Here is a 13,978-nt window from a genome sequence, read left to right as displayed (position 1 = left end):
ACTACTGTGCTCCTTAGTGACCGAACTTTACGCATGGCCCACTAGCCGCCTGCTTTTATAACTGTTTGAAATCAAAGGGCTAATTGCTGTTTCATCCTAACTGTTGATACTATTCTCCGCCCCGGAATGCCTGAGTTATCGGTATTGCGGGCCTTTCTATACCTTCAATACACTCTGGCGGGTTTTTATACTGCGCTTAACGTGTGCCTGGCTTGGGTCGATGGCAGGAGTAAGTAACAGCGGATGATAGAGTTGCAAAAGCGTTCTGGTGAAGCCGGTGACCATTGGCTGCAGTTGTTCAGCCAGGTTCAGGATTCAAAACTGGAATCAGACATAGATCGGCTGTGCCGTGATTTTCTCTGCAACCCGGATGTCACTTCATCGGTGCCGATTGATCAGGTAATCCAGAAATTTGATTTTGTGCCCCTGGCACAAACAGGCATCAACGCTGAAGACTTTGTGGCTGAACTCCAGGAAAACATGGCCGCGCACTCTATCAATACCGGTTCGCCTTTCTGCATTGGCCATATGACCGCGCTGTTGCCTAATTTTATACGACCGCTGGCGAAGCTGGTTGCCAGTTTGAACCAGAACCAGGTTAAGCTGGAAACAGCTCAGGCCACCACCTTCTTTGAGCATCAGGCGCTATGTCAGTTGCATCAGGCCTTTTATGGTCACTGCGATGCCTATTATCGTGCTCAGCAGGTGCATTCCGAATCCGGCTTGGGGGTGATGACCTCGGGTGGCACACTGGCTAACACCACGGCGTTACAATGCGCCCGAAACCATTCATTGTTGGAGTTTGGCAATGTTGAGCAAGAGGGTTTGCCTCAGGTCTTGATGAATGCCGGCTTCAGGCGCAGTGTCGTAATCTGCTCGCGCCTGGGTCATTATTCCATTCAAAAATCGTTGGGTACGCTTGGCATTGGCCGAAGCAACCTGCTGGATGTGGCTGTTGATGCCCATCAGCGAATGGACCTTAACGCCCTGAAGGCGATCATTGCGCAGTGTCAGGCCAATAACTGGCATGTCATTGCCATTGTCGCTGTGGCCGGGACGACCGAATGCGGCGCGTTTGACAATATTGAGGCAGTTGCTGATATTGCCGCTGAACAGGGTATTCATCTGCATGTCGATGCCGCCTGGGGTGGGGCCGTAATTTTTTCTGAGCGCCACCGCCACTTACTGCAGGGCATTGAGCGGGCAGACTCGATCACCGTCGATGCCCACAAGCAACTCTACACGCCGCTGGGCTCGGGCATTGTACTGTTCCGCAACCCCGATTTGCTGCACTGCATCAGCACCACCGCCAACTATATTATCCGCAAGGGCTCGCGTGATCTTGGACGGCACAGCTTGGAGGGTTCCCGCCCGGCTATGGTGATCTACCTGCAGGCCGTGCTGCAGTTGCTTGGGCGTCAGGGGCTGGGCAGCCTCCTTGAAAAGAACATAGAGACCTGCGGGGCGATGGCTGCGGTCATTGCAGACAGCGAGGATTTTGAACTGCTGACCCAGCCGCAGAGCAATATCTTTTTGTACCGGTACATGCCGCCGGCTATCCGCGGGAAGAATAGTTTTACCGAGTCAGAAGTGCATCGCCTGAACGAAGTTAATATCGCGATTCAGGAGACTCAGAAGCAGCGCGGTCGCAGCTTGGTATCACGTACTCTTCATACGTTGCCCGATGGCCAGAGTGCCGTTGCGCTGAGAGTCGTCATTGCCAATCCGCTCACGGAAATCGATCATTGTGTGCAAGTGCTTGATGAGCAGCGGTCTATTGCTCAGAGACTGATTTAAAGGTTAAACAGGGAAGGTTAAATGTTAAAGGTGGGGGGAGTGTAAGAACACACCCTCACGGTCGCACGTCCTGTGCATATTGCATGTCCTGTTTGCTTCCCGTGGGGTTATTCACACATCCGTGTCGCACTGCCTGTGCTAAGTATTCCTGAATGCTTCCTGCGAACTCATCCGATGAGTTGAATGCTGCTTCCGGCACCGCCGTCTATCCGTAAGAGCGTCCTATGCTTTGGTAAGCATTATATGGAGAAAATGTGCAGTCAAATGAAGCTTTTGTGAATTTTAGCGCTGAGATTTCTGTTTTACATTTTCCGAACATAGTTCCTGAGCCCGTGACTATTGGCCTACAGGTTTGTTGATGTGGATCACAGCTTTTCGGTGGTTTACACGAAATGTAGGAGATCTCTTACAAGAAGGAGGGCGAATGTCTTAAGGGTAGCTTGTGTTTTTGAATGGCTAGCGGACAAGCCGATACCTTTATACTCCGCTAACCTGCCAGTACGATCTGTATTGGAGCACAGTTTGAGCAATATTTGCTGATATGTCTATATTAATTACTTGATAGCCCGGTAGCGTTTTAACGCTGATCGACTATAAGTAAATTCAGGGAAATTAATGCTGGAGCTGTTTTTATATGGACATAAAGCCATTGCTCAATTCTGGAGCCGTTTCTGAGTTAATGACAGCCGTGAGTGGCTGCCAATGAAGTTACAGTGGCAGTTTAATCTGGTCATGATTCCACTGGTTGTTGTGCCGTTGCTGATCATTGGCTCTCTGGCGTATCGCTATTTGCTGGATAGCGAGGTCAACCAGATGCGCGGCGAAATGGCATCAGAGATTAACCAGCTGGCGATCGAAATAAATGTCATGCTCAGCCAGGCCGAGTCGGATCTGGAGATACTGGCAACCGACAGGGTGATCAGCTATTACCTCTCGGTTCGAAACCAGCAGGTCAAGTCTGAACTTTTTCTGGAACAGGTGCTGGAGCGGTTTGATAATTTTCATCAGGCCGTCGATATGTACGATGAAATCCGAATCGTTCTGCCGGATGGCTCTGAGGATGCGCGCTGGGGCAGAAGTGAATACATCAATGCGAGCGATACAGATAACAACGTTACCGAATTGCTGCTCAACGAGTCTCCACTGCCAATCAGATACCGAACCATTGATTTTAATCTCGATTCAAAGCAATGGTCTCTTTATACCTACCGAGCGCTGCAGCAGCAAAGCTCTTCAGAGGACGACTCCCTGGAGCCGGATTTTCGCGGCTATATTGCCTCGACTGTCAGCCTGGAAAGGTTCCGGCAAAAGTTTTATCGCCTGGCCGATAAACCGGGTTTCTATATTGAGTTTACCGACTATCACGGCGTGCCCAAGGTCCACTTTGGTGATGAAAGGGTGCAGCAGTTAATTGATGAAGGCAGCGATCGTGATTTGATTAGGGTGGTTATTCAGCCGATGGCCGGATACCAAATTCGTTACTCCGCCCTGAAGACGGCCGCCCATGCGCAGTCACTGGTGCTTTCAAACAACATCTATGCAGTTACCCTGGTGTTTATCGTTTTTACCGTTCTGGCCTTGTGGGCGTTGCTGAGGAAGACGGTGTTGAGGCCGTTGACGAAGCTGATGGTGGCCAGCAGAGATGTCAGTAATGGCACCTTTGCACCTATGCCGATGATCAATACCAACAGAGAGTTCAGGCACCTGTCTGATTGCTTTAACAGCATGATCTCAACACTGGAGCAGAACCAGGAGAGAATCCAGTTTATTGCCGATCACGACAGCCTGACAGACCTGCCTAACCGCCGCATGTTCCACTACCTGCTGAATAACGTGGTGGCGTTTGCCAAGCGCGATGAGTACAAAACAGCCCTGCTGTTTTTTGATATCGATAATTTTAAGCTGGTGAATGATTCACTGGGGCATGGCGTTGGCGATCAGCTGCTGATGCAGGTTTCATCCCGAATTAAAGAGCTGGTGCGGGCAACAGATGCGGTTCTGGCACTAAAAAACCGCGCAGTGGGGGCAGGTGAGGAATTATTAGCCCGCCTGGGCGGCGATGAATTTACCCTGATTCTGCCGAGCCTGAACAACGAGCTGTGTGCCAGCAGCGTTGCGCAACGCATTCTCGACTCTCTGCAGCAGGAGTTCATTATCGGTGAGCACAGAGTCAATATTACCGCCAGTATTGGTATCGCCATCTACCCGGATAACGGCGACAGTGTGGAAGAGCTGGTAAAGAACGCTGATATTGCCATGTACCATGCTAAGGCCAGCGGCAAGAACAACTACAAGTACTTTAATGAAGAGCTCAACGAGCTGCTGAAGTTCCGCATTCAGCAAGAGCGGGAGCTGTGCAGTGCCATTAAAAACAAAGAGTTTGAGCTGTTCCTGCAGCCGCTGGTGAATTCCACCGATGAAAGCATCTACGGTTTTGAAACACTGCTGCGCTGGCATCACCCGTCGCGCGGCATGGTATCGCCGGATCAATTCATCCCGCTGGCTGAAGAATCTGGCCTGATCGTGGAGATCGGTCATTGGGTGATGTTTGAAGCCTGCCGTATCGCCCGCGATTGGATCGATGCCGGGCATGACACCTTTAAGTTCTCAGTCAACGTATCCAGTATCCAGTTTGAGCGCCAGGATGTGTATCAGCTTATTAAGGATGCGCTGGAAAAATACGCTGTACCGGCAGAAACGCTGGTTATTGAGCTGACCGAAACCGCCATTATGACCAAGCACTCTGAGAAGTCGGGTGTGTTGCAGTCGGTTCGTAAGCTGGGGGTGAAGGTTGCACTGGATGACTTTGGCTCCGGCTACTCCTCATTAAGCTACCTGCGAAACCTGCCGGTGGACTACCTGAAGATTGACCGGCAATTTATTGTTGAATCGCGGGACAAGTCGGAAGTGCGCTCCATCATTAATGCCATTGCTATTATGGCGCATGCGTTGGATTTAACCGTGGTGGCCGAAGGTGTGGAAAAGCCGGGTGAGGCTCGCTTTCTGAACAGTATCGGCTGCGACTTGATTCAGGGCTACTACTATAGCAAACCGGTGCCGGAGACCGAGGCGCTTCAATTCGTACGCCAGTGGCGGCAATTCTGCCGGGCCTTAAGAGTCCTGCGTCGTCAGGATGAGAATGAACAGGCTGAAGGCGGTGATGTCAGTGACCGTCAGAATGTCTTTAATTCAACGGCGGATTTAAACTAGCCGGCGTTTTTGCGCCGGTGGCAACTCCCGGAGAGCTGCCTGATTAAATCCCCCAGCATGATGATTCCGGGTTCAATCTTTTCCGCTGCAATGGCGGTAAAGCCCAGGCGGATATAATTCCGTGGCGGGTTGGGGCCAGCAAACAGTTTATCGCCGGATTCAACCAGCATGCGTTGCTCGGCGGCCTTCTCTACCAGAAGCTGGCTTGGCAGCTGTTCCGGTAATTCAATCCAGAAGCAGAAGCTGCCCGGAGTGCTGAACACCCGGCAGTCATTCAAATTGTTTTTCAGGCCTTCATCCATCAGTGTCCACTTGCTTTCCAGTACTTTGCGCATACGACGAATGTGGGCGTCGTGATAGCCCTGCGCAATAAACTGTGCCGTTACGCGTTGGTTGTTGGTTGGCGGGTGGCGATAGTTCAGGCGGCGCAGTGCTCGCAGTTCTTTAATCAGGTCTTTATCAGCCACCAGATAGCCGGTTCGTATGCCCGGTGACAGCGATTTGGATAAGCTGCCGGTGTAAACGACGCGGCCATTGGTATCCAGGCTTTTCAGTGCCGGCAGCGGCGACTCGCTGAAGTTGACCTCGCTGTCGTAATCATCCTCGATAATCACGAAATCATCTGTGCTTGCCTGTTGCAGCAGCGCTTTACGTCGCTCCATCGACATGGTGACGGTTGTTGGGTAGTGGTGGCTCGGTGTGACGCAAACGTAATCACAGCCTTTCAGTGCCTTACCGGTGCTGATGCCCTGTTCATCAACCCGGATGGGTTTGGTTTTGGCACCGGCGTAATGGAAGGCGTGGTGGAAGTCCGGCCAGCCTGGGTTTTCTATGCCGACGACAGTGTTGCTGTTTGAAAGCAGCGAGGCCAGTAAAAATAATGAATTCTGAGTGCCCATGGTCAGCAGAATTTCATCCGGTTGGGCGGTAATGCCCCTTTTACTTAAAACCTGCTGGCGTATTTGGGTGATCAACTCCGGGTCGTCGGCATCCACATAATCTTCAACCCATTCATGCAGACTGTTGCGGCTTTGCGAGGCACGCGCGCACTCACGCCATTGGTAAATGGGAAAGTCTTTGGTGTCTATCTGGCCATAGATGAATGGGAATTCGTAGCTCATCCAGGCTTTGTCTTTATCGAGCGTAGAAAAATCGGATGGTTTCGTTGAAAGCCGTTGGTTCCATTTTGGGGCGAATGTCTGTTGCTGTGGGTGTAACTGCACCAAGTTGAACTGTGAGTCCTGTTTCACCTCCGGGTTCACAAAGAAGCCGCTGCGCTCATGTGCAACCAGGTAGCCTTCATCCACCAGGCTCTCGTACACCAGTACAACCGTGTTCCGGGACACCCCCAATTGCTGTGCCATTTTACGGCTGGATGGCAAAGGGCGATCTCCGAACTGGTCACTGGTTATCAGCTCTACAAGCTTTTCACGGATTTGCTGCTGGTAGCTTTTACCGGCTTTAAACTCGATGTTCAGAAACAGATCGTTCATACCCTCAACCCTTCAATAACCGAGAATGACTTTGATGATCAGTGAAAAATAATATTAAAAATGACGGATTAATAAACGAAACACGGCCGATGATTTGCAAATAGTTAGCCAATCTAATTCCCCATTTTGCTGGACCATTGATTAACGAAACTGGCCCTATAGCCTGAGTTTTGAGATGGCTAACTTAAAAAAAGGCAAAACGACCAGACAGGAAAACATGATGAAAAAACTATCAACACTGAAGCGTGGCTTAGTTGCTGCAACCCTTATCGCAACAAGCACGGTAACCTTCGCAAAGGAAGTTACCATTGGTTATCAGGGTATGTTTAACCCCTGGAAGCATGCAATTGCAGAGAAAATTCTCGAAGAGGAAACCGGCTACGAAATTAAATGGCGCCGATTCGATTCCGGTGCCAAGGCGATCACCGCGATGGCATCCGGCGCGGTTGCAATGACCTCTGCAGGCTCGTCACCCATCGCTGCGGCCGTTAGCCGCGGTGTTGAAATGGAGCTGGTGTGGATTCTGGAAAACATTGCCGAAGCGGAAGCTCTGGTTGTTACCGACGAAATTAAAACCCCTGAAGATCTTAAGGGTAAGCGCATTGCGGTACCGTTCGTCTCCACCACTCACTTCCACATGTTGTTTGCACTTGAGCATTACGGCCTGACCGAGAAAGACGTCAAACTGATCAACATGCAGCCGAGTGCGATCTCTGCCGCCTGGCAGCGCGGTGACATCGACGGCGCATTTATTTGGGACCCGGCCTTGGGCACCCTGAAGAAAACCGGCCATGTACTGGTCTCTTCAAAAGAGCTGGCCGCACTGGGTAAACCCACCTTTGATGGCTTTGTGGTGAACAAAAAATTTGGTCAGGAAGATCCGGAATTTGTCGCCAAAGTCATTAAGACCATGGCCACGCTGGATGCTGAGTACCGTGATAACAAAGCAACGTTTGATGCCAGCTCACCCATCGCGATGTCTATTTCTAAAGTGACCGGTGGCGACATCAACACCGTGGCAGATGTACTGGCTTTGTATGACTTCCCGACGATGGAGCAACAGCTTTCTTGTGAGTGGCTGGGTTGTGGTGCGGAAGGTGCCGCTACAAAAGCGCTGAAGGCAACCTCTGAATTCCTGCTGGAACAGAAGAAAATTAATGAACTCATGCCGGACTACAGCGTTTTTGTTAACCCTTCCTTTGCGGAAGCAGCATCAAAACTTTGATTGCTGAAACGGCCAATTATTGAAACTTCAAATGCAGGCATTTAAAAAATGAACAGACTTCAAATACATGATGTGTCGGTTGTCTATCCTGCAGCCCAGGGTGGTGCTCCGGTTACTGCCCTATCTGATGTGAAATTGACCATCAACCAGGGCGACCTGGTTGTAGCTCTCGGTGCTTCAGGCTGCGGTAAGACGACTTTGTTAAACCTGATTGCAGGGTTTATTTCACCCACCGATGGTTACCTGACCCTCGGTGACAGCAACATCCCCGGTTATCCGCGAGTGTCTCTGGGAAGGGATATTGGCGATGAGGTAACCGGCCCCGGCGCAGACAGGGGTGTGGTGTTTCAGAAGCACGCACTGCTGCCTTGGCTGAACGTTATTGAAAACACCGAATTCGGTTTAAAACTGCAGGGCGTTGATAAAGAAAAACGTCGTGCCCGGGCTGCTGAGTTTTTGAAACTGGTTGGGCTGGAAGATTTCCACAACCACAAAACCTATCAGCTTTCCGGTGGTATGCAGCAGCGTGTGGGTATTGCCCGCGCACTCACTAACGACCCGCAAATGCTGTTGCTCGACGAACCGCTCGGTGCGCTGGATGCGCTGACCCGAGAGTCGCTGCAGGAGCTGCTTCTGGATGTGTGGAATGAAACCAACAAGATGATGTTTTTCATTACCCACAGTGTTGATGAAGCCCTGCTGCTGGCGACACGATTAATTGTTATGTCGCCAAGACCGGGCCGTATTACCCATGAATTTGAACTGGACTTTAACCGTCAGTTTCTGCAGTGCCGCGATGCCCGAAAGGTTAAGGCCAACCCGGAGTTTATCGCGATGAAAGAAAAGGTTCTGGAAATTATTCACGGCGATGAAGAGGCGACTGAAAATGACTAATTCTGTTTCAAACTCAGCAACGGACGCTAAAGATAGTTCTCCGCCATTGTCCAGATTTCTGGCTCGTTTTTTAAAGCAGAAGGCTGCACCCAGCGGCAGTTATTATGGTGAACCGGGCGCAGGCGACAGCCGGCTTATTGCCATTGTTACAGTTGCCTGCATCATCGGCTTGTGGACCTTTGTCACCGAGGCGGGGCTCATTAAACCGCTGTTTTTACCGTCGCCGCTGGATGTTATTGCTCGTATTGGTGATCTGTTTCAGGATGGCTTTTCCGGAGCGACGCTAACGCAGCACATGGCGGCCAGCTTTGGTCGTATTTTCGGTTCCTTCTTTCTGGCCTGCATCACGGGCATACCTCTGGGTATCGCCATTGGTTGCAGCCGGGTTGTGCGCGGTATCTTCGACCCTATTATCGAGTTTTATCGTCCACTGCCACCGTTGGCGTACCTGCCACTGGTGATCATTTGGATGGGCATTGATGAAAGCAGCAAAATTATGCTGATCTATCTGGCCATGCTTTCGCCTATTGTTATCAGTACCCGTGCGGGTGTTGGTGCAGTGCGTATTGAGCAGATTCAGGTGGCTTACTCGATGGGCGCTAACAGCTGGCAGGTTGTTTCCCAGATTATTACCCGCGGTGCGTTACCGGATATTCTCACCGGTATGCGTATTGCCATTGGCTTCGGCTGGACAACCCTGGTCGCCGCAGAAATGGTTGCCGCGGAGCGTGGTATTGGCTTTATGGTGCTGAACGCCTCTGAGTTTCTGGTGACCGATGTGGTCATCGCCGGCATCTTGATTATTGGTGTGATTGCCTTTGGTTTCGACATGCTTATGCGTTACCTGGAAACCAAGTTTGTGCCCTGGAAAGGTAAGAACTAACCCCGGAAAATTTATGCTGAAAGCCCTCGGCCTGAAAAGGTCGAGGGCTTTTTTATTGCCTGAAAGACTGCTTCTTATGTCGTTATTTTCTTCGGGTCTCTACGCGAGCCCTAACGCTTTCAATTAGCTGTGTTTATACTTGCCAGGTTGGCTCCCTAACTTAGGGGCTTTTATTTGAGCCCGCTGGGCGTCTGTGAACTGGGGCGAAAAACGCCTTGCTGTGAACGTTTGTCGGCCGTTTAAGGCCGGGGTTTAAGGTGTCGCGATAGGCATAAAAAAGCCGCCGGCTTTAACAGCGGCGGCTTGCTAATGTTGCAGTGCCAGATTGGTTAAGCGTGCTCAGCAGCGAACTTTTTCATAAAGGCTGCCAGAGTGAGTGCCTCGGCTTCGGTTACGCCATTGTACAAACTGGCGCGCAGGTAATCGCCGACACCAAAAGGTGTGAGTGTGCGCAAGCCCACCATGCCTTGCTCCCAGGCTTCAATTAAAAACTGGTTGGTCAGCGCGTCGTCACCCCCCTTCACATTGAACGGCACGTTCATGCGGCTGCGCAGTGCTTTGTCGCTTACAGGGGTGCTGTAGAAGCCGTTTGATGCATCGATGACCGTGTACAGCGCCGATGACTTGGCGATGGAGCGGGCTTCGCACGCATCGACGCCGCCTTCTTTATCCAGCCATGCCATTAACAGCCCAACGACTTCGATGTTGAAGGTGGCCGGTGTATTCCAAAGATTCCCGGCTTCGCTGTTGGTTGTATAGTTGAATACACCCGGGCACAGCGGCGAGGCTTTGCCTCCACCAAGCAAGTCTTTGCGGATGACCGTCATCGTCAGGCCGGGGTGGCCGATGTTTTTCGAAGCGCAGGCAAACAGTACACCGATGTTATCGCCATGCCAGTCAATCGGTTTGGTGCTGAAATCGGAGCTGGCATCAACCACCAGTGGAATGTGTTTGCGTGACTCCGGTAGTTTAGGCAGACGGAACAGTTCAATACCGTTTACTGTTTCGTTGGAACAGAGGTAAAGGTACTTACTGTTCGGATCTATGTTCTCTTCTGTCAGCTCAGGGAACGTTTGGTACTTGCCTGTTACCGGGTCGGCACTGTCGATCGTTTTTACGCTGCAGTAGCGGCTGGCTTCTTCTGCGCCGCGTGCCGACCAGGTGCCGTTAATGACATAGGTGGCCACATCGGATGGGTTTTTGCACAGGTTCAGTGGTACCGCTGCAAACTGCCCGTGGCCGCCGCCGTGGGTGAACAGAACTTCGAAATCTTCCGGTATGTTCATTACCTTACGGCACAGTGCAACGGTATTTGCCAGCAGTTCAACAAACTCTGGCGCACGGTGAGAGGTTGCCAGGCTGGTTAAACCGGGCATGGTAAAGAGTGCTGCAATGGCGCTTTCAACCGGCTTTGGCAGTGACGTTGGGCCGGGACTGAAGTTAATGACCTGCGGATTGTTTGTTGCCAGAGAGCCGGCCAGAGCAGGGTGACTCAGGTTGTTTTGATGGCTATTCATAACGCATTCCTTAATTCTTTTTTTGAACAAAACAGCACCGGCAGGCCGGTGCGTAAACACTTTATTAACTACTGCAGCAGAGCGCCGATGGAGGCACTAATGCCGAGTAGCGCTGCCAGCCCCATGATGGGTAACGCAAAATGTTTCAGTGACTTTGGTGGCTTACGGTTGAACAGCCATTGGCCGGCACGCACGGCCAGCATGGTTGGCAGCAGCAGAATGGCCAGCAACTTGGCGATTTCAAAACTGATCAGGCCGCTCGCTACGATGGCGATCAGTGCCAGCGTTTCGCTGACCATAAAAAACAGAATCATGGTGGCGCGCTGCACTACGGAACTGAGTTTGCTGGAAAGCATATAGCTGAGAATCATCGGGCCACCCACGGATGCCCCTGCCGTACCGATGCCGCTGGCCAGACCAAAGGCCAACTTGGTTTTCAGCGTTTCAGTGCTTTTAACGCGCAAGTCAAATAGCAGGGCCAGAGTGAACAGCAGAATGGCGATGCAGATGAGCAGCTTGAGGGTGGTCTCCGGTATAAAGATCAGTAACGCCAGACCGACAGGAATCCCCAGAATGGCACCGAGGGCCAACAGTTTAAAAGTTGGAATGTCGGCCTGTTTTTTTGCCTGCTGCCAGAGCCCCGCGCTGCACAGAACATCCAATGCAAGAATCACCGGCACACCCTGTTGCGGCGGCAGAAAAAAGTTGAACCCGACAATGGCAACGGCGGCAAAACCAAAGCCAGCATAGCCGCGTAAAAGGCCGGCGAAGATTACGATAGGGAGTAGGTTCCAGATGGTCTCGTTCAAGGCAATTCACAACTCTGGTAAGTGTTAATAACCTCTTGAGTATGATGCGGTGACTAGGGTCCAGTTAGTTCCACTTTTTTTTATCCATAGTGCCAGTGGTCTTTTCTGTTGCTGTAAACAGCGGAGACGTTTCTGGCCCGGAATAAGGACATAAAAAGCCACCTGAATGCGCCAGCTTTGTCTTTTCAGGTTAGGGGGATTAAAACAACGGGTGTTACTTAGTCAATGACGTAAGGGCTTACAAAATCAAAATAAATTATCAATTTTATTATGATTATCAGCCTAGCTTCTTGGTTGTTGTCATAAAGAAAATCTACTAATTAAATGCTTGTTTTTAGTGAGTTAATTTAAATAAATAGTTTGCAGTCAATGTTTTCAAGTCAATCAAATGGGCTCGTTTTTCTGTATCTTAGTTGACGTTTTGCTGACCTTTAAGCATTACCTAAAATTATAAAAAACTAAGTGAGATTGTTGCGTACCGCTAAAGCCTTTTCGACAGAGGTGTTTTTTTATCAACACCTGAATACGGGACGAACGCCCGGTTCAGGGAACAGTAGCAAAGCTTTGACAAGAGTCTCTGTGGCGCGCTGTTCAACAACCCTAAGCAGCAATGGAGTATTTATTGATGACTGAGCATAGTCAGCCGGAGTATCGAGAGGTTCGTAAAAAAGCCTCGGAGTTCGAGAGCAGAGAGGCCTATCTCAACAACGAACTTAAAATCATGAGCTTTAAACGTTGGGGCGTGCACCTGCCGTTTAGAGATTACAATATTGAAATTGAAGACTGGGTCCCTGCACTGGCTGCCACAATCGGTAAGGTTGTGATGGTGACGGCCATGGTTGCCGTGTTTGCAGCGCAGTTCGGTCTTTCTGCCGAGTTTGTTGCAGAAAACGTTCGTTACGAGTTGCTGATTGCCGGCGGCCTGTTCGTTATTCTTTTCTCAGCCATTCTTAACCCGAATGCCAACCTCGCTGGCACACACGGGCCAATGATTCCATTGATACCGTTAATTGCGGCGGCCGGTGGCCACCCGCTGGCGCTCGGTATTATGGTTTGTGTCTTCGGACTTGCGCTTGCCTATACCAAGGGTGGGTCGAAGCTGATGACGCTTACCGGCGTTGGTGTTCGTGGCGGTCTGCTTATTTATTTAGGCGCCGTTGGCCTGATCGCACAAATTAACGCGACTGAAGCGTGGGCTGCCTCGGCGGATCAAGGTTATATTTCGTTTGCTGTGATCGGCATTACGCTGGCTATTTATGCGTACTTAGCAAAAATTAATAAGCGCTGGTTAGCGATTCCTTTGTGCTCGGCCATTGCCGGTATTGTTGCCTATGCCATGGGCGCACACTTCGAATTCTCGACCGCACCGGGCTTACCACCGCTGAGCCCAATGTACTGGTGGGGTGAAGATACCGGCTGGCAACTGGGTTTACCCAACCTCGGCCATTTCGTTGCGGTGATTCCTTTTGCCATTCTGGCGGTTGCGATGTGGTCTCCGGATTACATGGGTCACCGTGTTTTCCAGGAACTGAACTACCCGCGTGAAGCCAAAGGCGTGCTGATGGATGTGGACGACACCATGATGGTTTCTTCAATCCGTCAGGGTGTCGGTGCGGTTCTGGGGGGTGGTAACCTGGCTTCCTCCTGGGGTACTTATATGATTCCGGCAGCGATTGCCAAACGCCCGATTCCCGGTGGCGCCTTGCTGACCGGTATTCTGTGCATTCTGGCGGCGGTCTTGGGTTACCCGATGGATCTGGCCATGTGGGAACCGGTACTGCGTGTAGCGCTGATCGTAGGTGTTTTCCTGCCGTTGCTTGAAGCTGGCATGCAGATGGTGCATAAGCACAAAGATTCACTCAGTGCCGGCATCTGTATTTTTGCCTGTGCCTTCGTCAACCCGGTGTTTGGTTGGGCAACCACCATGCTGCTCGACAACATGGGCTTGATTGGCGACGCTGAACGTGCCAAAGAGCTGTCTTTGAAAGACAAGTTGTTGATTCCGGGCGCAGCCTTTGTCGTGTGTGTTGGTTCTCTTGCCCTGGTTGGTCAGCTGCCGGGCATTCCTGCACTGCTGTAACAAACGCCTGTTCAATAGGGTACCCGCCTCATGCAAATGACGCGGGTATTTTTTTACCTGCTTTTCTTGC

The 13,978-nt window shown here is 51.1% G+C and carries 9 protein-coding genes; 6 read left to right on the top strand and 3 right to left on the bottom strand.

Translation table 11 applies throughout. From position 1 onward, the window contains the following. Positions 1 to 243: 243 nt before the first annotated feature. Entirely contained in the window at positions 244 to 1,797 is a 1,554-nt protein-coding gene (locus tag BCF53_RS03050; RefSeq protein WP_132699780.1) for an aminotransferase class V-fold PLP-dependent enzyme, read from the top strand. A 702-nt stretch (positions 1,798 to 2,499) separates the two neighbouring features. Continuing rightward, positions 2,500 to 5,007: an EAL domain-containing protein gene (locus BCF53_RS03045; RefSeq protein WP_132699778.1), complete on the top strand. Its 2,508-nt coding sequence runs from the start codon at positions 2,500 to 2,502 to the stop codon at positions 5,005 to 5,007. On the opposite strand, the gene pdxR is transcribed toward BCF53_RS03045, so the two are convergent. Next, positions 5,004 to 6,500 (bottom strand): MocR-like pyridoxine biosynthesis transcription factor PdxR, encoded by a 1,497-nt coding sequence (gene pdxR, locus BCF53_RS03040; RefSeq protein ID WP_132699776.1) that lies wholly within the window; start codon positions 6,498 to 6,500, stop codon positions 5,004 to 5,006. The genes BCF53_RS03045 and pdxR overlap by 4 nt on opposite strands. Before the next feature lie 220 nt (positions 6,501 to 6,720). On the opposite strand from pdxR, the gene tauA reads away from it, so the two are divergent. The 3 genes from tauA to BCF53_RS03025 are packed head-to-tail and all read left to right on the top strand — an operon-like array spanning position 6,721 to position 9,502. Further along, positions 6,721 to 7,725 carry a taurine ABC transporter substrate-binding protein gene (gene tauA / locus BCF53_RS03035; protein ID WP_132699774.1) on the top strand — a complete coding sequence of 335 codons (1,005 nt, stop codon included), beginning with the start codon at positions 6,721 to 6,723 and terminating at the stop codon, positions 7,723 to 7,725. 48 nt (positions 7,726 to 7,773) lie between these two features. Continuing rightward, positions 7,774 to 8,619, top strand: coding sequence for a taurine ABC transporter ATP-binding protein (locus BCF53_RS03030; RefSeq protein WP_132699772.1), 846 nt, complete (start codon positions 7,774 to 7,776; stop codon positions 8,617 to 8,619). Then, a complete protein-coding gene (locus BCF53_RS03025) occupies positions 8,612 to 9,502 on the top strand; it encodes an ABC transporter permease subunit (RefSeq protein WP_132699770.1) in 891 nt (296 codons plus the stop codon). The genes BCF53_RS03030 and BCF53_RS03025 overlap by 8 nt, the downstream gene beginning before the upstream one ends. 329 nt (positions 9,503 to 9,831) lie before the next feature. On the opposite strand, the gene serC is transcribed toward BCF53_RS03025, so the two are convergent. Next, the gene (gene serC, locus BCF53_RS03020) at positions 9,832 to 11,019 is read right to left on the bottom strand and encodes a 3-phosphoserine/phosphohydroxythreonine transaminase (protein WP_132699768.1); all 1,188 of its coding nucleotides are present in this window, start codon (positions 11,017 to 11,019) and stop codon (positions 9,832 to 9,834) included. Between the two features lie 68 nt (positions 11,020 to 11,087). Beyond that, entirely contained in the window at positions 11,088 to 11,828 is a 741-nt protein-coding gene (locus tag BCF53_RS03015; protein ID WP_165901791.1) for a sulfite exporter TauE/SafE family protein, read from the bottom strand. Between the two features lie 625 nt (positions 11,829 to 12,453). On the opposite strand from BCF53_RS03015, the gene BCF53_RS03010 reads away from it, so the two are divergent. Next, on the top strand, positions 12,454 to 13,908 hold the full coding sequence (locus BCF53_RS03010) for a DUF3360 family protein (protein ID WP_132699764.1): 1,455 nt from the start codon (positions 12,454 to 12,456) through the stop codon (positions 13,906 to 13,908). Positions 13,909 to 13,978: the final 70 nt, after the last annotated feature.

Source organism: Reinekea marinisedimentorum (genome assembly GCF_004341165.1).
Lineage (GTDB): Bacteria > Pseudomonadota > Gammaproteobacteria > Pseudomonadales > Natronospirillaceae > Reinekea > Reinekea marinisedimentorum.
The sequence above is the reverse complement of the archived record's forward strand: the minus strand, read 5'-3'. Positions and strand labels throughout refer to the sequence as shown.